14 protein-coding genes are annotated in these 18,557 nt (G+C 69.9%); 11 read left to right on the forward strand and 3 right to left on the reverse strand.

Features of this window, described 5'->3' with window-relative positions:
- Positions 1–8: 8 nt before the first annotated feature.
- Together ACUN0C_RS12630 and mutM are read right to left on the reverse strand one after the other, a co-directional pair.
- Positions 9–1,841, reverse strand: a complete 1,833-nt coding sequence (locus tag ACUN0C_RS12630) for a glycosyltransferase (RefSeq protein WP_445466733.1) — start codon at positions 1,839–1,841, stop codon at positions 9–11.
- Positions 1,842–2,106: 265 nt separating this feature from the next.
- Positions 2,107–2,982 (reverse strand): bifunctional DNA-formamidopyrimidine glycosylase/DNA-(apurinic or apyrimidinic site) lyase, encoded by an 876-nt coding sequence (gene mutM / locus ACUN0C_RS12635; protein WP_445466734.1) that lies wholly within the window; start codon positions 2,980–2,982, stop codon positions 2,107–2,109.
- Positions 2,983–3,009: 27 nt separating this feature from the next.
- Between mutM and ubiE the strand changes: the two genes are divergently transcribed.
- From ubiE to ACUN0C_RS12680, 9 genes are all read left to right on the forward strand, one after another.
- On the forward strand, positions 3,010–3,819 hold the full coding sequence (gene ubiE / locus ACUN0C_RS12640) for a bifunctional demethylmenaquinone methyltransferase/2-methoxy-6-polyprenyl-1,4-benzoquinol methylase UbiE (protein WP_445466735.1): 810 nt from the start codon (positions 3,010–3,012) through the stop codon (positions 3,817–3,819).
- An 11-nt stretch (positions 3,820–3,830) separates the two neighbouring features.
- Complete coding sequence (ubiB, locus tag ACUN0C_RS12645; RefSeq protein ID WP_445466736.1) at positions 3,831–5,405, forward strand: 2-polyprenylphenol 6-hydroxylase; 1,575 nt, start codon at positions 3,831–3,833, stop codon at positions 5,403–5,405.
- 60 nt (positions 5,406–5,465) lie between these two features.
- On the forward strand, positions 5,466–6,698 hold the full coding sequence (gene coaBC / locus ACUN0C_RS12650; protein ID WP_445466737.1) for a bifunctional phosphopantothenoylcysteine decarboxylase/phosphopantothenate--cysteine ligase CoaBC: 1,233 nt from the start codon (positions 5,466–5,468) through the stop codon (positions 6,696–6,698).
- Between the two features lie 2 nt (positions 6,699–6,700).
- Entirely contained in the window at positions 6,701–7,153 is a 453-nt protein-coding gene (gene dut, locus ACUN0C_RS12655) for a dUTP diphosphatase (protein WP_445466858.1), read from the forward strand.
- 135 nt (positions 7,154–7,288) lie between these two features.
- Positions 7,289–8,284: a cysteine synthase A gene (cysK, locus tag ACUN0C_RS12660; protein WP_445466738.1), complete on the forward strand. Its 996-nt coding sequence runs from the start codon at positions 7,289–7,291 to the stop codon at positions 8,282–8,284.
- A 91-nt stretch (positions 8,285–8,375) separates the two neighbouring features.
- Positions 8,376–8,519 carry a hypothetical protein gene (locus ACUN0C_RS12665; protein WP_445466739.1) on the forward strand — a complete coding sequence of 48 codons (144 nt, stop codon included), beginning with the start codon at positions 8,376–8,378 and terminating at the stop codon, positions 8,517–8,519.
- 415 nt (positions 8,520–8,934) lie between these two features.
- The gene (locus ACUN0C_RS12670) at positions 8,935–9,450 is read left to right on the forward strand and encodes an arsenate reductase (azurin) small subunit (protein ID WP_445466740.1); all 516 of its coding nucleotides are present in this window, start codon (positions 8,935–8,937) and stop codon (positions 9,448–9,450) included.
- Positions 9,451–9,461: 11 nt separating this feature from the next.
- Positions 9,462–12,014, forward strand: coding sequence for an arsenate reductase (azurin) large subunit (locus tag ACUN0C_RS12675; RefSeq protein WP_445466741.1), 2,553 nt, complete (start codon positions 9,462–9,464; stop codon positions 12,012–12,014).
- 223 nt (positions 12,015–12,237) lie between these two features.
- On the forward strand, positions 12,238–15,699 hold the full coding sequence (locus ACUN0C_RS12680; protein ID WP_445466742.1) for an error-prone DNA polymerase: 3,462 nt from the start codon (positions 12,238–12,240) through the stop codon (positions 15,697–15,699).
- A gap of 2 nt (positions 15,700–15,701) precedes the next feature.
- Here the strand turns inward: ACUN0C_RS12680 and ACUN0C_RS12685 are convergent, their stop codons facing one another.
- A complete protein-coding gene (locus tag ACUN0C_RS12685; protein ID WP_445466743.1) occupies positions 15,702–16,016 on the reverse strand; it encodes a c-type cytochrome in 315 nt (104 codons plus the stop codon).
- 189 nt (positions 16,017–16,205) lie between these two features.
- Between ACUN0C_RS12685 and ACUN0C_RS12690 the strand changes: the two genes are divergently transcribed.
- Together ACUN0C_RS12690 and ACUN0C_RS12695 are read left to right on the forward strand one after the other, a co-directional pair.
- Positions 16,206–17,318: an NAD-dependent epimerase/dehydratase family protein gene (locus ACUN0C_RS12690; protein ID WP_445466744.1), complete on the forward strand. Its 1,113-nt coding sequence runs from the start codon at positions 16,206–16,208 to the stop codon at positions 17,316–17,318.
- 2 nt (positions 17,319–17,320) lie between these two features.
- Positions 17,321–18,532: an SDR family NAD(P)-dependent oxidoreductase gene (locus ACUN0C_RS12695; protein WP_445466745.1), complete on the forward strand. Its 1,212-nt coding sequence runs from the start codon at positions 17,321–17,323 to the stop codon at positions 18,530–18,532.
- Positions 18,533–18,557: the final 25 nt, after the last annotated feature.

The following is an 18,557-nucleotide window of genomic DNA, read 5'->3' on the forward strand; positions in this document are numbered from 1 at the left end:
TTGGGCCGTCACGCGACACCCGGTGAACCCGCGTTGCGGGACGTGGAGACCCCGTGCTGCGTCTTCTCCCAGGTGAACGGCTTGGTGAGGTACTGCCAGAGCGCCTGCCAGGCGGCGAAGGACATCAGCATCCAATAGGCGGGCAGAGTCGGGATGAGTCGGACGAGGCCGGAGGCGCCCGCCCGCTTCAGCCCGCGCGCTGCGCCCACCGCGCTTCCCGCCGCCAGGGCGAAGCCGTTCCAGAGTGAGATCCCGAGCAGCATCCAGGCAACCGGGCCGAGGGAGTCCTCCATGACCAGGAGCCAGTACGATGCGTTGGCCGCGGCGAGGAACGACAGCGGGAAGAACAGCAGCCCGAGAATGGCCCCGGTCACGACGGCATGGACCGCGAGCGCGTCTCGGAAGGACAGCCGCCGCGCCTTCGGCGTGCCTTCCGCCATGGCGACGACCGCCGTCTGGATCCAGCCCTTGATCCGGCGCCGCCGCTGCGGCAGCCATTGGGAGAACCGGACCGGCGCTTCCTCGAAGGTGCGCGAGCGGATCACGCCGGTGCGATAGCCGAACCGGGCGAGCCGGATCCCGAGATCGGCGTCCTCCGTCACGTTGAACGGATCCCACGCGCCGACCCGCTGCAGAATGTGGCGCGGGAAGTGGTTCGACGTGCCCCCGAGCGGAAGCGGCACGCGCCAGTGCGCGAGCGCGGGCAGCAGGACCTCGAAGTTCGCCGCATACTCCATTGCGAACATCCGGGCGAACCAGCTGTCCCGGTTCTCGGGCACGAGGCTCGCCTGAACGCAGCCGAGGCGCGGATCAGCCGCCAGCGCCGCCGCCGCCGTCCTGAGCTGGTCGCGCTCCGGCCGGTCCTCGGCGTCGAATACGGCAACGCAATTGCCGCGGGCGAGCGGGAGGGCGAAGACGAGCGCCTTCGGCTTGGTGCGCGGCTCGGCCGGCGGCACCTTCACCACCTCGAAGTGCGGCGGCAGCACGAGCGCGGCGAGGGCATCGGCTGTCTCCATGTCGTCGGCCTCGACGATCAGCACGACCTGCAGCTTGGAGCGCGGATAGCGGAGGGCCTCGAGGTTCCGCACCAGCGCGGGCAGGACGGCGCTTTCCCGGTAGAGAGGCACCATGACGGAATAGGACGGCAGATCCGCATCCTTCAGCGGCACCGGCGAGCGCCCTTCGGGGGCGGGCGGGCAGCAGGCGGCCGCGAGCTTCCATGTCACCGAGTTCAGGAAGGCCAGCGAGAGGAGGAGCGAGAAGACCAGGCCCGTCTCTGCGGGAAAGGCGCCGAGGCCAGCCATCCCGCCGGCGAAGATGGCCCAGAGCCAGTCGCGCCTGCCTTGGGCGGACGGGACGCGGCTTGCCGAGCAAAGCGGCATGGCGCGCGCCAGGCGGTAGGTCGCCAGGTGCAGGAGCCGATGCGCGTGCGTCCGCAGCAGGAAGGCGCGGATCGCCTCGGGCGGGGCGACCCGCACGCGGGCGCGGAGCTCGGGGCGGAGGTTGAGGTGCCCGGCGAGCGCGGCCAGGCTCTCCCCGCCGGGTGCGAGCACCATCGTCGGCATCCCCTCGGCGAGGATCATCGCCGCTTCCGCCCGGCGCAGGGCTTCCGACGGCGGAGGCGCCGCCGCCGGATCGGGCGCCGCGCCCTCGAGGCTGTCCATGAAGCCGACGCCGAGCTGCCCGGCCAGCGCCCGCCAGTAGGCGTCGCGCCGGAAGCTGCGGGCGGAGAGCAACTCGTCTGCCGCGGAGGTTCCCCGCAGCGATGCCAGCCGTTCGGCGAGTATGACGGCGCGCGGCGAGATCCGGAGCAGGGGCGGCGGCGCGAACCGTCGCGGCATCGCCGCGACGGCACGGTTCGCGGATGGAATGGCAAGCGCGGGAGTAGGCGCGCGCATGGGGGGCCGCTCCGGCCCGAAGGCCGCCGGCGCCATGCGCCCGCCATGCGCCGGCCCGTGCGGCTCGTGCGGCATGCACCCCCCATCGCGCCGGGCCGCTCGCGGACCCGTTCGCGCCAGAGCTGCAGTGTTCCCCGATTTCAATGCGAATTGCGAATCGAATCGTCACGGAATTTCAACCAAAGCTGGCCCGCAGCGCGGAGGCGCCTCAGCCCTGGCAGACGGGGCAGAAGAAGGTGGATCGCCCGGTCTGGACGAGCCGCTTGACGGTGCCCCGGCAGCCCGGACGCGGGCAGGCCTCGTGCTCGCGGTCGTAGACGCGGAAGGCGTGCTGGAACATGCCGAGCGAGCCGTCGGCGCGGACGTAGTCGCGCAGCGACGAGCCGCCAGCGGCGACCGCGTCGGCGATCACGTCGCAGATCGCCTCCGTCAGGCGGACGAGCCGTTCCGAAGGGCTGCCGTCCCGGCGGACGAGCGACCCCGCGCTCCGTCGCGGCGAAAGGCGCGCCCGCCAGAGCGCCTCCGAGACGTAGATGTTGCCGAGCCCGGCGACGACGCTCTGGTCGAGGAGCGCCGCCTTCAGGGACGTCGTGCGGCCGGCGAAGCGCGCGGCGAGCGCCTCGCCCGTGAGGACGCCCGGCATCGGCTCGAGCCCGAGCCTCGCGAAAAGGGGGTGCCGGTCCAGGGCGCCCGGTTCGACCAGCGTCATGAAGCCGAAGCGCCGCGGGTCGTTGTAGATGATCGCGTCGCCGCTCGAGAGACGGAAGAGGACGTGGTCGTGGCGCTCGTCCTTGCGCCTCGGAAAGTGGAACGCATCGGCCGCGGTCGTTCCGTCCGCGACGCGGAACGAGCCCGACATGCCGAGATGCATGACGAGCGTGGCCCCGTCGTCGAGATGCCCGAGAAGGTATTTCGCCCGGCGCCCGAGGGCCCTCACGGTGCGCCCCTCCAGCCCTTCGCGGAACCCCTGCGGGAAGGGGAACCGCAGGTCCGGGCGCCGAAGCTCGACCCGCCCAATCGTCGATCCCTCGACGGCCGGCGCAAGCCCGCGGCGGACGGTTTCCACTTCCGGCAGTTCCGGCATCCGGGACGATCTCCAGCGGGCCCTTCGGTGGCGGAACGCGGCCCGTTCCGATATGGTCCCGCCGCGCGCCTACAGCAAACCGACGAGAGCATGTCCGACACGACGAATTTCGGCTTCCGGGGCGTTCCGCTCACCGACAAGCAGGGCCTCGTCGACGAGGTCTTCCACACCGTCGCCCGCCGCTACGACCTGATGAACGACCTGATGTCGGGCGGCATGCACCGGGTCTGGAAGGACGCGGCGGTCGCCTGGCTCGGCGTGCCGCGCCGGGGGCGCCCGTGGGCCGTGCTCGACCTTGCCGGCGGCACCGGCGACATCGCGACCCGTATCGTCGAACGCTCGCACGGGCTCGCCGACGTGACCGTCGCCGACATCAACGGCTCCATGCTCGCCGTCGGCCGGGAGCGCGCGGAGAAGCGCGAGCTGAAGATCCGGTTCGTGGAGGCGAACGCGGAATCGCTTCCGTTCGCCGACGGCAGCTTCGACGCCTGCACCATCGCCTTCGGGATCCGCAACGTGCCGCGCATCGACGTCGCGCTCCGCGAAATCTTCAGGGTGCTGAAGCATGGCGGCCGCTTCGTCTGCCTGGAATTCTCGGCAGCGGCGGTGCCCATGCTCGACCGCCTCTACGACGCATATTCCTTCAACGTGATCCCGGCAATCGGGCAGGTCGTGACCGGCGACCGCGAGGCTTACCAGTACCTGGTGGAATCGATCCGGACCTTCCCGAACCAGGAGCAGTTCGCCGACAGGCTCAGGCGGGCCGGTTTCGAGCGCGTGCAGTACCGGAACCTCTCCGGCGGCATCGCGGCGATGCATTCCGGCTGGAAGCTCTGAGGCCCCGGCGCGTGCTGAACGCCCTGCGGCTCGCCCGCGCCGGCTTCGTCCTCGCCCGGGCGGGCCTGTTCTCGTTCATGGCCGAGGAGGACCTGCCGCCCCCGGCCGTGCGCGGGGTGAGGCTTGCACGGTTGCTGGAGCGCCGCGGCCTCGACGATGCCGCGCGCGGCCGGCAGCTCTCCGAAGCGCTCAACCGGTTGGGCCCGTCCTATGTGAAGCTCGGCCAGTTCCTCGCCACTCGGCCGGACATCGTCGGGGCCGAGCTCGCCGACACGCTCTCCGGCCTGAAGGACGAGATGCCGCCCTTCCCGACAGCGCAGGCGCGGGCGATCGTCGCCGCCAATCTCGGTCGGCCCGTGGACGCCGTCTTCCTGTCCTTCTCCGAGCCGGTCGCCGCCGCCTCCATCGCGCAGGTGCACAAGGCGGTGGTGGTGCGGCCGGAGGGCGAGGAGACGGTCGCCGTCAAGGTCCTGCGGCCCGACGTCCGGGGCCGTTTCGCGCGCGACCTCTCGGCCTTCTATTCGGCCGCGCGCGCCATCGAGCGGCATGCGCCGGAGACCCGGCGGCTGAAGCCGCTGGCCGTCGTCGAGACGCTGCACCGAAGCGTCGTGCTGGAGATGGACCTGCGCCTCGAGGCCGCCGCGATCTCCGAGATGGCGGAGAACGTGCGCGAGGAGACGGATTTCCGCCTGCCGGCCCTCGCCTGGGACCTGACCGGCCGCGACGTCCTCGTCACCGAATGGATCGACGGCATCAAGCTCCGCGACGTCGCGCGGATCGAGGCGGCGGGGCACGACCGGCGCCGGCTCGCCGTCACGGTCATCCAGTCCTTCCTGCGCCACGCGCTCCGCGACGGCTTCTTCCACGCCGACATGCACGAGGGGAACCTGTTCGTCGACCCGGACGGCCGGATCGTCGCGGTCGATCTCGGGATCATGGGGCGGATCGGCTACAAGGAACGGAAGTTCCTCGCCGAAATCCTCTACGGCTTCATCAGGCGCGACTACCTGCGGATCGCCGAGGTCCATTTCGAGGCCGGCTACGTGCCGGCGATCCATTCGGTCGAGGACTTCGCGCAGGCGCTCCGTGCCATCGGCGAGCCGATCCACGGCCATCGGGCGAGCGACATCTCGATGGCGAAGCTCCTCACGCTCCTCTTCGAGATCACCGAGATCTTCGACATGCAGACGCGGCCGGAGCTCATCCTGCTGCAGAAGACGATGGTCGTCGTGGAAGGCGTGGCGCGCCGGCTCGATCCCGAATTCGACATGTGGTCGGCGGCCGAGCCGGTCGTGTCGGAATGGGTGCAGCGCTTCGTCGGCCCCCACGGCGTCGTGACGGAGTTCGCGGACGGGCTCTCGGCGGTCGGGCGGATCGCGCGGCAGATGCCGGCGCTCGCGCGCCGCTTCGACCGCATCAGCGAGAACCTCGAGGCGTCCACCGGCAACGGCCTGAAGCTCGACGACGAGACGATCCGCGGCATCGGCAAGGAGGTCGCCCGCAACACGCGCTGGAACCGGATGGCCTTGTGGCTGATCGCCGTGATCGCGCTGGTGGCGAGCCTTTCCGCCCTCATCCGCGGCTGACGGCCTCGCGCGCGGTTGCAGCATGTCTATAGTGCCGGCGCGGCAGTTCGGGAGCGGGCCTTGAGCGTCCTTCGGTCAAAGCGAATCCTCCTCGTGATCTCTGGCGGCATCGCCGCCTACAAGGCACTCGACCTCATCCGCCGGCTGAAGGAGCGCGGCGCAACGGTGCGCGTGGTGATGACCGAGGCGGCTACGCGCTTCGTCACGCCGATGGCGGCGCAGGCGCTCGCCCACGATCGGGTGCTCACCGACCTCTGGGACCGCGAGGCGGAGCACGACATCGGCCACATCCGCCTGTCGCGCGAGGCCGACCTCATCGTCGTCGCCCCCGCGACCGCCGACCTGATGGCGAAGATGGCGCATGGCCTCGCCGACGATCTCGCCTCCGCCGTCCTCCTCGCGGCGACGCGTCCGGTGCTGGTCGCCCCCGCCATGAACCCGGCCATGTGGGGTCATCCGGCGACTGCCCGCAACGTGCGCCAGCTCCGGGCCGACGGCGTGCGCTTCGTCGGGCCGGAGGCGGGCGAGATGGCGGAGCGCAACGAAGCGGGGCTCGGGCGCATGGCCGAGCCGCTGGCGATCGTCGCCGCCGCCGAGGCGTTCTTCGCCGAAGGCAGGGGGCCGCTCTCCGGGCGCCGCGCGATCGTCACGTCCGGGCCGACGCACGAGCCGATCGACCCGGTCCGCTACATCGCAAACCGCTCGTCCGGGCGGCAGGGCCACGCGATCGCCGCCGCGCTCGCAGAGGCAGGCGCGGACGTCACGCTCGTCAGCGGGCCGGTCGGCATCGCTCCGCCGGCCGGGGTCGCGGTGGTGGGCGTGGAAACCGCACGCGAGATGCTGGCGGCCGTCGAGGCGGCCCTGCCTGCCGATGTCGCGGTGATGGCGGCCGCGGTCGCCGACTGGCGCGCCGCCGGGGAGAGCGCCGAAAAGATCAAGAAGGCGGGCGAGGGGCCGCCCGCACTCCACCTGGTGGAGAACCCGGACATCCTCGCCACGATTTCCCGCGGCCCCCGCCGGCCCGCGCTCGTGGTCGGCTTCGCGGCGGAGACGCAAGACCTTCTGGCGAACGCGCAGTCCAAGCTCGAGCGCAAGGGCTGCGACTGGATCGTGGCGAACGACGTGTCGCCGGAGACCGGGATCATGGGCGGCGAGCGGAACCGGGTGCACCTCGTGACGAAAGCGGGCGTCGAGGACTGGCCCGAGATGCCGAAGGACGGGGTCGCCCGGGCGCTCGTGGAGCGGATCGCCGCGCATTTCATGCAGGCCGGCGGGCCGGGAGGCGCGGCTTGAGCCTGAAGGTCGCGATCGCCGTCCTGCCGCACGGGCAGGGGATCGGGCTCCCGCGCTACCAGAGCGCCGGGGCGGCCGGGCTCGATCTCTGCGCCGCCGTTCCCGCCGAGGCGCCGGTCAGCCTTGCCCCGGGTGCCCGTCACCTCGTCCCGACCGGGCTGGCGATGGCGATTCCGGACGGCTACGAAGGCCAGGTGCGCCCCCGCTCGGGGCTCGCCGTGCGCCACGGCGTCACCGTGGTGAACGCGCCAGGTACGATCGACAGCGACTATCGGGGCGAGGTCATGGTCGGTCTCGTCAATCTCGGCGAAGAGCCCGTGGAGATCGCCCGCGGCATGCGGATCGCGCAGCTCGTCTTCGCCCCGGTCACCCGCGCGGAGCTGGTCGAGGTTCTCGATCTCGATGCGACGGAACGCGGCGCCGGCGGCTTCGGCTCGACGGGTCTTGGCGGCTAGGCGCAATTCTGTTCCACTCGGACGGGCCGATTGGAAATCGGATGCTCTTCTGCGCGCCCCCGCCGTGACGGCTGCGCTCGCCCCGGGCGGGGTCCCGACCTAATGTTCCCCGAACGCAGGCCCAAGGAGGCTCCCATGAGCGAAGCTGCCCGTCGGATCGAGACGCAGCCCGAGCACCGGCCCGGGCGCGGCCGGATCTACGATTCCATCACCGAGACGATCGGCGACACGCCCATCGTCCGTCTCGACAAGATCGCGCGCGACAAGGGGGTGAAGGCGCACCTCCTCGCCAAGCTCGAGTTCTTCAACCCGATCGCGAGCGTCAAGGACCGCATCGGCGTCGCCATGATCGAGGCGCTCGAGCGCGACGGCCGCATCCGACCCGGCGAGACGACGCTGATCGAGCCGACATCGGGCAATACCGGCATCGCGCTCGCCTTCGCGGCCGCCGCCAAGGGCTACCGGCTGATCCTCGTCATGCCGGAGACGATGTCGGTGGAGCGCCGCAAGATGCTGCGCCTGTTCGGCGCCGACCTCGTCCTGACCGAGGGCGCGAAGGGCATGAAGGGGGCGATCGCGAAGGCCGAGGAGCTCAAGGCCGAGATCCCGAATTCCGTCATCCCGCAGCAGTTCGAGAATCCTGCGAACCCCGAGATCCATCGGCGGACGACCGCCGAGGAAATCTGGAACGACACCGACGGCGAGATCGACGTGTTCGTCTCCGGCATCGGAACGGGCGGCACGATCACGGGCGTCGGCCAGGTGCTGAAGCCGCGCAGGCCCGGCCTGCACGTCGTCGCTGTCGAACCGACGGACAGCCCGGTGCTCTCCGGCGGCAATCCGGGGCCGCACAAGATCCAGGGTATCGGCGCCGGCTTCGCGCCGAAGGTGCTCGACACCTCGGTGTACGACGAGGTCGTCACGGTCTCGAACGACGAGGCCTTCGAGTTCGCCCGCCTTGCGGCGCGCCTGGAAGGCATTCCGGTCGGCATCTCCTCCGGCGCGGCGATCGCGGCCGCCGTGAAGGTCGGGAGCCGGCCGGAATTCGCCGGCAAGAACATCGTCGTCATCATCCCCTCCTTCGCCGAGCGCTATCTCTCCACGGCGCTCTTCGAGGGGCTGGAGGGCTGATGGAGCGGCGCTTTCCGGCTGTCGCTGCGCCGCGTCTTTCGGAAGGGGCGGCAGGGCCGGTCGGCGCCGCGTTCGGCAGATGAGGGGAAGCATGCCGCTCAATCTGGGCATCGGCGTCGCGATCGGCGTGGCGATCGGGCTGCTGCTCGACAGCATCGGGATCGGCATCGGCATCGGCATCGCGCTCGGGATCGCGCTGGGGCTCGCCACGAAGCGCCGCGGTGCCGGCGACTGAAGCCGGGGCCGCCCCGGTCGAGCCCCGCTCGGTTCTCGACCCCGGTGCCTGGCTCGGAGGGCCTTCGTTACGGGTGCGACGGATGCGCGCGAGGCTCGGCCGACCGTCCTGTGCACGCGGCTGCCGAGGCAAGGCTGAAAGTCCGGTCGCGGTCGACGGAAGAAGAACTTCCAGGCGTCGCAATGGCACTGGACGCCCATTCTCGCATCTCGCGAACCACAAGACATAAGAGATGTCTTATAAAAGATAGCTTCTTGCGATCAGTCGATACTTGGCACTGCCCCTGCTGGGATCGAATCGCCTTCGTTGACATGCTGCATTGTGGGCGTACTCTTCTCGTGCTGGGTCGCGGAATGCCTGTCAGGCGGCGGTCTGCCAACGCTGCAAGGCTGCGATCCGGCTCGGGGAGGGAAAGATGCATTGTCGAAAACTGGTCGATGTCGGCCGGCGCCAGTTCCTGCGCGGGAGTCTCGTCGCCGGAGCCGCCGCGGCGGCACCCTTCGCAGCTGCGCCCGCCCGGGCGCAGCCCTCGCTGGCTCGGGTGGAATACCCGTCGAACCGGCTCGCCAATGTCGCCGACCTCAGCGAGAACGAGCCTTTCGACATCTCCTATCCCGACGCCGACAGCCCCGGTGTTCTCCTCAAGCTCGGCCAGCGGGTCGAGGGTGGCGCCGGGCCCGACGGCGACATCGTCGCGTTCTCGACCGTCTGCCCGCACAAGGGCTTCGGCTTGATGTACAACGCCGGCGATCGGACCCTGAACTGCCCTGGCCATTACTCGCGCTTCGACGTCGAGAAGGGCGGCCAGCAGGTCTGGGGACAGGCGACGCAGAACCTCCCGCAATTCGCGCTTCGCGTCGACGACAAGGGCGACATCTACGGAGAAGGTGTCGACGAGTTGCTCTACGGCCGCGTCTCGAACGTGGTCTGAGGGAGGGGACAATGGCATACAAGCGACAGATTGACCGCCTGCCGATCCCGCCTGCGGATGCGACACGCCACAACGTGGTCTGCCACTACTGTATCGTCGGCTGCGGCTATCACGCCTACAGCTGGCCGGCGAACCGGCAGGGTGGCACCGCCCCCGGCGAGAACGCCTTCGGGGTCGACCTTTCCCGGCAGCAGCCGGGCGAGAGCAAGGCGTGGTACACGCCGTCCATGTACAATCTGGTCAAGCAGGATGGGCAGGACGTCCACCTTGTCATCAAGCCGGACTACGACTGCGTCGTGAACTCCGGGCTCGCCTCGCCGCGCGGCGGACGGATGGCGGAGATGAGCTACTCGACTGCGCGACAGACGCAGCAGCAGCGCCTCACGGACCCGCTCGTCTGGCGCTACGGCCAGTTGCAGCCGACGAGCTGGGACGATGCGCTCGACCTCGTGGCGCGGGTGACGGCGCGGATCGTCAAGGATCGCGGCGAGGACGCGCTGGTCGTCTCCTGCGCCGACCACGGCGGCGCTGGCGGCGGCTACGAGTTCACCTGGGGCACCGGCAAGCTCTATTTCGAGGCGATGAAGGTGCGGAATATCCGCATTCACAACCGCCCCGCCTACAATTCCGAGGTCCATGCGAGCCGCGACATGGGCGTTGGCGAGCTCAACAATTGCTACGAGGACGCGCAGCTCGCCGACACGATCTTCGTCGTGGGCGCCAACCCGCTCGAGGCCCAGACCAACTACTTCCTCAACCACTGGATACCGAACCTGCGCGGGACGTCGCTGGCACTCAAGCGAAGGGAACTCCCCGGCGAGGAGCATGCGGCGGGCCGCATCGTGTTCGTCGACCCGCGCCGGACCGTCAGCGTCAATGCCTGCGAGGTCGAGGCCGGAGCGGAGAACGTCCTGCACCTGGCGGTGAAGCCCGGCACCGACATGGTGCTGCTGAACGCGCTCTTCACCCACATCGTCGAGAAAGGCTGGGTCGACCAGGCGTTCATCGACGAGCACACGGCGCTGACGCCTTCGGCGGGCGAGGCTGCGGACCAGTCGCAGATGCTGCCGCGCAAGCCGTCGACCCGCGGCCAGCCTGCGCCGCTCTCGACCTTTGCCGATGCGGTCTCTCGCAACCGCACGAGCCTCGAGGAGGCGGCCGAGATCACCGGCCTCTCGGCCGAGGACATCGAAAAGGCGGCGCGCTGGATCGCCGAGCCCAAGAGCGACGGCTCCCGCCGGAGGACCATGTTCTCCTATGAGAAGGGCCTGATCTGGGGCAACGACAACTACCGCACGAACGGCGCGCTGGTGAATCTCGCGCTGGCCACCGGCAATGTTGGGCGGCCAGGCGGCGGCGTCGTGCGCCTCGGCGGGCATCAGGAGGGCTATGTCCGCCCCAGCGACGGCCATATCGGCCGGCCCGCGCCCTATGTCGACCGGCTCCTCATCAACGGCGAGGGGGCGGTCCACCACATCTGGGGCTGCGACAATTACAAGACGACGCTCAATGCCATGGAGTTCAAGCGCATCTACAAGGAGCGCAGCGACCGCGTGAAGAATGCGATGAACGCGGTCCCTTGGGGTGATCGCGAAGCGCTGGTCGATGCCATCGTCGCAGCCATCGACGATGGCGGCCTGTTCGTCGTGGACGTGGATATCGTGCCAACCTCGATCGCCGCGGCGGCGCACGTGATCCTGCCGGCGGCCACCTCGGGCGAGATCGACCTGACGTCGATGAACGGCGAGCGGCGGATGCGGCTGACCGAGAAGTACATGGATCCGCCCGGCCAGGCGATGGGCGACGCCATCATCGCCGCCCGCATCGCCAACAATATGGAGCGGGTGCTGCGCGATATGGGCGACGACGCCTATGGCGACCGGTTCAAGGGCTTCGACTGGCAAACCGAGGAAGACGTCTTCATGGACGGCTACCATCAACACGCGGCGGGGGGCGAGCACGTCACCTACGACCGCCTGCGCGCGATGGGTACCAACGGCTTCCAGGAACCGGCGACCGACTACAAGGACGGGCAGATCGTCGGGACGAAGCGCCTCTACGAGGATGGGCGGTTCGGCACGGAGGACGGGCGCGCGCTCTTCTGCATCGCGGAGTGGACGGGGTTTCAGGCCGAGGGGAAGGAGGAGCAACAGGCGAGCTACCCCTACCTCATCAACAACGGCCGGGCGAACATGGTCTGGCAGTCGGCCTATCTCGACAAGGACAACGATCTCGTCATGGATCGCTGGCCCTACCCGTTCATCGAGATGCACCCCGACGACATGGCCGAAATCCGAGTGGCCGAAGGCGATCTTGTGGAGGTCTGGAACGACACGGGTTCGACCCAGGCGATGGCTTACCCGACCCCGACCGCTCGCCGGGGGGAAACCTTCATGGTCTTCGGTTATCCGACCGGCGTGCAGGGAAACGTCGTGAACGCGGGTGTCAACGAGCTGATCATCCCGAACTACAAGAATACCTGGGGCAACATTCGCAAGCTCGCCGACAGGCCCGCCGCCGTGGCGCACCTGTCTTTCAAGTCGAAGGAATATACCGCGAGCTAGAATAGCCCTGCGCGCGACGGGAGGAGCGGTCACGTGACCGCTCCTGAGCCCATGGCCGATGCGCGCGCAGACGCAGATCCGGTGGGCGCGGCATCGATGAGGCGCGGGACTGAAGCCGCCGGCCCCCGATTGACTCGCCGGGCGGTCGGAACATAATGAGAACGATCCTCTCCCGGATCGTGCCATGCCCGAGAAGCCGCCGTCCAATCGCCCCGTCCTTCCCATGCCTTCCCCGGGTGGGAAGGCGGCGGGATTCCGGCGGCGGCCGGGGGGTGCGCCCGCCTATGCGGAGCTGCTTTCCGCTTCGAGCTTCTCCTTCCTGGAAGGCGCCTCCCATCCCGAGGAGATCGCCGCCGGCGCGGCGGCGCTCGGTCTCGCGGGCTTCGCCATCGCCGACCGCAACACGCTCGCCGGCGTGGTGCGCGGCCATCTCGCCGCCAGGGACGCCGGTATCCGCTTCGCCGTCGGCTGCCGGCTCGTCTTCCGCGACGGCACGCCCGACATCGCTGTCTGGCCGGCCGGCCGCGCCGCCTACGGCCGCCTCTGCCGCCTTCTCTCCGCCGGCAATCTGAGGGGCAGGAAGGGCGAATGCCTCATCGATCTGCCCGATCTCCTGGAATGGGGCGAAGGCCTGGAGATGGCAGTCCTGCCGGGGCGCCGGATCGGCGCGGCCGAAGGAAGGAGCGGCCTTGCCGGCCCGCTCGAAGCCACGCTCGCCGCGCTCGCGGAGGCGTTTCCCGGCCATGTGCGGCTCGGGGCGAGCTGCCGCTATCGCGGCGACGACAGACGGCGGATCGCGCAGGCGGCGGCGCTCGCCGGACGTTACGGCGTGCCGCTCCTGGCGCTCGGCGACGTGCTCTACCATGCGCCGGAGCGGCGCCGGCTCCAGGACGTGCTGACCTGCATCCGCGAGCACGTGACGCTGGAGAATGCCGGCCGGCGGCTTGAGGCCAATGCCGAGCGGCACCTGAAGGGCGGCGCGACGATGGCCCGCCTCTTCGCCGACGCTCCCGATGCGGTCGCGGAATCCGTCCGCCTCCTGGAACGCCTCGCCTTCTCGCTCGACGAGCTGCGCTACGAATACCCGCTGGAATCGGCGGGCGAGAGCGCGACGCCCTTCGACGAGCTCGTCCGGCTCGCCTGGCTCGGCGCCGCCGAGCGCTATCCGGCCGGCGTGCCGGACAAGGTGAAGGCCGCGATGGAGCACGAATTCGCGCTCATCAGGGACCTCGAATATGCGCCCTATTTCCTGACGGTCTGGGACATCGTCCGCTTCGCCCGCTCGCAAGGCATCCTCTGCCAGGGCCGCGGCTCGGCCGCCAACTCCGCGGTCTGCTTCGCGCTCGGCATCACCGAGGTCGACCCCGAGCGCGGCGACCTCCTGTTCGAGCGCTTCATCTCGCCGGAGCGCCGCGAGCCGCCCGACATCGACGTCGATTTCGAGCACGAGCGGCGCGAGGAGGTGATCCGGTACATCTACGAGAAATACGGCCGCGACCGCGCCGCGATCGCCGCCACCGTCATCACCTATCGCGGCCGGTCCGCCGCGCGCGAGGTCGGGAAGGCCTTCGGCCTCTCCGCCGACGCCGTCGGCGCGCTCGCGGGCAATCTCTGGGGCTGGTCGGCTTCCGGCGTCGACGGCGAGGACGCCAGGCGCGCCGGGCTCGACCCGGCCGACCGCCGCATCGCCCAGGTCCTCGATTTGTCCCGCCAGATCATCGGCTTCCCGCGCCACCTCTCCCAGCATGTCGGCGGCTTCGTGATGACGCGCGGCCGCGTCGACGAGGTCGTGCCGGTGCTCAACTCGGCGATGGACGGGCGGACGATCATCGAATGGGACAAGGACGATCTCGACGCGCTCGGCATCCTCAAGGTCGACGTGCTCGCGCTCGGCATGCTGACCTGCATGCGCAAGGGCCTCGATCTCCTGGCGGACCATTACGGCGAGCGCCTGGGCCTTTCTGCGATTCCCTCCGAGGACCCGGCCGTCTACGATATGATCTGCCGCGCCGACACGATCGGCGTCTTCCAGATCGAGAGCCGGGCGCAGATGACCATGCTGCCGCGGCTCCGTCCGCGGACCTTCTACGATCTCGTCATCGAGGTGGCGATCGTCCGGCCCGGCCCGATCCAGGGCGACATGGTGCATCCCTATCTCCGCCGCAGGCAGGGGCAGGAGGCGGTCTCCTATCCGCGCCCCGCGCCGGAGCACGGTCCGCCGGACGAGCTGGAGAAGGTGCTCGGCAAGACGCTCGGCGTGCCGCTCTTTCAGGAGCAGGCGATGCGGATCGCCATCGAGGCCGCGAAGTTCACGCCGGGCGAGGCCGACAAGCTCCGCCGCGCCATGGCGACCTTCCGCCGCGTCGGCACGATCCACACCTTTCAGCAGAAGATGGTGGAGGGCATGGTCGTGCGCGGCTACGACCGCGCCTTCGCCGAGCACTGCTTCCACCAGATCGAGGGCTTCGGCGAGTACGGCTTCCCGGAGAGCCACGCGGCGAGCTTCGCGCTCCTCGTCTACACCTCCGCCTGGCTGAAATGCCATTATCCGGACGTCTTCTGCGCCGCCCTCCTCAACGCGCAGCCGATGGGCTTCTATGCCCCCGCCCAGATCGTCCGCGACGCACGCGAGCACGGCGTGGCGGTCCGGGAGGTCGACGTGAACCGCTCGCACTGGGACGCGACGCTGGAGGCGGCGCGTGAGGAGGCCCCGCCGTCCGGCCCCCTCGCGCCGGGCTCCGGCCGCATCCATTCCCGCTACGCCGAACAGGCCGCCGCGATCCGGACGCGTTGCGCGGTGCGGCTCGGGTTCCGGCAGATCAAGGGCATCCGGGAGGCGGACGTCGCGCGGATCGTTGCCGGGCGGGGTGCGGGCTACCTGAGCGTCCGCGATCTCTGGCTGCGGGCCGGCATCGGCCGGGCGGCGCTCGAACGGCTGGCGGAGGCGGACGCCTTCCGCTCGATCGGCCTCGATCGCCGCGCCGCGCTCTGGCAGGTGAAGGCGCTCGATGCCGCGGCGCCCGGGCACCTGCCGCTCTTCGCGCGCGAGGCGGATGCGGCGGGCGCCGAGCCCGAAATGACCTTGCCGGCGATGCCGGCTGGCGAGCATGTCGTGAACGATTACCGGGCGATCGGTATGTCCCTGAAGGCCCATCCGGTCGGCTTCCTGCGGGAGCGCCTCCAGGCCGGGGGCATCCTGCCGTCGGCGAGCCTACCGAGCCTCCGGAGCGGGCGGCGCGTGACGGTCGCCGGCCTCGTCCTCGTCCGGCAGCGCCCGGGCTCCGCCAAGGGCGTGATCTTCGCCACGCTCGAGGACGAGACCGGCGTCGCCAACGTCATCGTCTGGCCGAAAGTGTTCGAGCGCTACCGTGCGCTCGTTCTCGGCGCCCGCTTTCTCGCGGTCTCTGGCCGGCTGCAGTCGGATCAGGGCGTGATCCACGTCGTCGCCGAGCAGGTCGAGGACCTGACCCCGCTCCTCGCCCATCTTTCCGACGTCCCGATCGGGGCCGGCGGGATGGCGCACGCCGACGAGGTGCGCCGCCCGATCGCCGACATGGCGCACAAGGCGAAGCCGCATTCCCGGCTCGCCCGCATGCTGCGCGACGCTCCGGAGCTTCTCTCCGACGCCGAGCACCTCGCCCGCACCGCGGCCTCCGGCATGCCGAAAGGCCGCAACTTCCAGTGAGGTCAGTCGAGGCTTCCGATATAGGCGGCGAGATCCCGGATCTCCTGCCGCGTCAGGCTCATGTCCGGCATCATCGGATGCGGATCGGCCAGGAAGCCCTCGAGCCAGCCGAGTTCCCCCTTCGAGCGTTCGACGATCGCGCCGAAGCTCGGAACGTCGGCCATCGCGGTCGCCTGCTCGGGGCCGACGACGTGACAGCTCGCACACCAGCGTTCCGCGATCGCCTTGCCGCTGGCGGCATCCCCCGCGGCCTCCGCGCCGCCGGTCGCGGACAGGAGAAGAGCGATGGCGGCAACCTCTACGGACTTGCGAAACATGCGGCTTCCTCTTCTCCTGAGCGACCATAGACCGTCCGGGGCCGGTCATGGAAGACGCGATCCGGCAGCCCCGCTCCCGGCGATCCGGGGAACCAATTCGCCGGGGAAATGTTCGGGAACTTGGAAAATGCTACATCAGCGGGAACTTACGTTGCACTGCAGCGTTTCGGAACGTCAGTGGGGGTGTACGTGAAGAAGACGGTACTGGTCACCGGCGGCGCCGGGTTCATAGGCGCGCATCTTGCCCAGGAACTGCTCGAGACCGGCTATACGGTCCGCATCCTCGACAACCTCACGCCCCAGGTCCATCCCGACGGCCGCCCGCCCGCCTATCTCTCCGCCGATGCCGAGCTCATCGTCGGCGATGTCCGCGACCGCGACTGCGTGAGCCGCGCCCTGAAGGGGGTCGATACGGTCTGCCACCTCGCCGCCGCCGTCGGCGTCGGGCAGAGCATGTACGAAATCGAACGCTACACCGCCATCAACGACATCGGCACCGCGGTGCTCCTGGAAGCACTGGCGGAAAGCGAAGTCGGCAGGGTGATGGTCGCCTCGTCCATGAGCATCTACGGCGAGGGCCTCGCCCGCGCCGGCGATCGCCTGGTGGAGCCCGAGGAGCGCCCGCTCGAGCAGCTCCGGGCCGGCCAGTGGGAGCTGCGGACCGAGGCGGGGGAGATCCTGGAGCCCGTCCCGACGCCGGAAACCAAGCATCCCTCGCTCAGCTCGATCTACGCCCTCAACAAGTTCGACCAGGAGCGGATGACACTCATCTTCGGCCGCGCCTACGATCGCGAGGCGGTCGCGCTCCGCTTCTTCAACGTCTACGGGCCGAACCAGGCGCTTTCGAACCCCTATACGGGCGTGCTCGCCATCTTCGGCTCCCGCTTCCTCAACGACCGGCCCCCGATGATCTTCGAGGACGGGGGGCAAAAGCGGGACTTCGTCCACGTTCGCGACGTCGCACGCGCCTGCCGCCTGGCGATCGAATCGCCGAAGGCGAACGGCATGGCGATCAACGTCGGCTCCGGCCGGAGCCGCACCGTTCTCGACGTGGCGCAGGAACTGGCGCGCGCCACCGGCAAGATGCATCTCAGCCCGCACGTGGTCGGCAAGTACCGGGCCGGCGACATCCGCCATTGCTTCGCCGACATATCGCTCGCGCGGGACCTGCTCGGCTACGAGCCAAGCATCGCGTTCGAACAGGGGATCGCCGAGCTCGCCGAATGGCTGGCCGGCCAGGTGGCGGTCGACCGCATCGATCAGGCAACGGAGGAGCTCTCCCGCCGCGGGCTCGTGGCGTAGGCATGAAGACCAACGGATCGACCGAGGAAGCGATGCAAAGTCCCGAACAACCGGGCTCGGCTCCGGCGCGCAATGGCAGGACGAACAGCAACGGGCACGCGGACGATCTCGGTCGGCTCGGGAAGCCTGCGATCCGTGTCGGGCCGTCCCCGGTCCTGGTGACGGGCGGAGCCGGGTTCCTCGGCAGCAACCTCGTCGACCGTCTCGCCGGGCGCGGCGAACAGGTCGTCGTCTTCGACAATCTGTCCCGGGGCCGCGTCGCCGAGAACCTCGACTGGCTGCGGCAGCGCCACCCGAAGAACGTCGCCGCGATCCGGGCCGACGTGCGCGACGCCGATGCCGTCGACGAAGCGGTGGCCGGCGCGAAGGCGGTGGTCCACCTCGCCGCCCAGGTCGCCGTCACGACCAGCGTGGCCGATCCGGTCGGCGATTTCGAAGCCAATGCGAGGGGCACGCTGAACGTGCTGGAGGCGGTCCGCCGGCGCGCTCCTGAGGCCCCGGTCCTCTTCGCCTCCACGAACAAGGTCTACGGCAAGCTCATAGACCTCGACGCTATGGTGCGGCGGGGCGACCGCTACGTGCCGGCCGATCCGTCCTTTCCCGCCGGGCTCGACGAGGCCACGCCGCTCTCCTTCCACAGCCCCTATGGCTGTTCCAAGGGGGTCGCCGACCAGTACGTCCTCGACTATGCGCGCGTCTTCGGCCTGAAGACCGTGGTGTTCCGGATGAGCTGCCTCTACGGCCCGCGCCAGTTCGGGACCGAGGACCAGGGCTGGGTCGCGCACTTCCTCATTTCCGCGTTGGGCGGTCACCCGATCACCATCTTCGGCGACGGCTACCAGGTGCGCGACATCCTCTATGTCGACGATGCGGTGAACGCCTACCTCGCCGCACTCTCCGACATCCATGCCGTGGCGGGCCAGGTCTTCAACCTCGGCGGCGGCCCGGACAACACGGTGAGCCTGCGCGAGCTCCTCGCCCTCATCGCCGCGGAAACCGGGTTCGAGCCCGAAGTGGGCTTCGACGCGTGGCGTCCCGGGGACCAGCCCTGGTACGTCTCCGACACCTCCGCCCTGACGAAGGCCTGCGGCTGGCGGGCGGAGATCGACGTGCGGGAGGGGCTCGGGAGGCTCGCGAGATGGCTTGCCGCCGCCTTCCCCGCGCGGGCGGCCGAGCCGCGCCCCCGCGAGGTGGCGCGGGAGCTCTCCGCGTGAGCCCGCCTCCGATGCCGGGCGTCTC

The sequence above is a fragment of the Faunimonas sp. B44 genome, from assembly GCF_052655945.1.

Coding starts and splice junctions, on each gene's coding strand:
- ACUN0C_RS12665 (WP_445466739.1), top strand. CDS start 8,376: ATGCCGCTCAATCTGGGCATCGGCGTCGCGATCGGCGTGGCGATCGGG.
- ACUN0C_RS12695 (WP_445466745.1), top strand. CDS start 17,321: ATGAAGACCAACGGATCGACCGAGGAAGCGATGCAAAGTCCCGAACAA.
- ACUN0C_RS12670 (WP_445466740.1), top strand. CDS start 8,935: ATGCATTGTCGAAAACTGGTCGATGTCGGCCGGCGCCAGTTCCTGCGC.
- cysK (WP_445466738.1), top strand. CDS start 7,289: ATGAGCGAAGCTGCCCGTCGGATCGAGACGCAGCCCGAGCACCGGCCC.
- ACUN0C_RS12680 (WP_445466742.1), top strand. CDS start 12,238: ATGCCTTCCCCGGGTGGGAAGGCGGCGGGATTCCGGCGGCGGCCGGGG.
- mutM (WP_445466734.1), bottom strand. CDS start 2,982: ATGCCGGAACTGCCGGAAGTGGAAACCGTCCGCCGCGGGCTTGCGCCG.
- ACUN0C_RS12675 (WP_445466741.1), top strand. CDS start 9,462: ATGGCATACAAGCGACAGATTGACCGCCTGCCGATCCCGCCTGCGGAT.
- ACUN0C_RS12685 (WP_445466743.1), bottom strand. CDS start 16,016: ATGTTTCGCAAGTCCGTAGAGGTTGCCGCCATCGCTCTTCTCCTGTCC.
- ACUN0C_RS12630 (WP_445466733.1), bottom strand. CDS start 1,841: ATGCCGCGACGGTTCGCGCCGCCGCCCCTGCTCCGGATCTCGCCGCGC.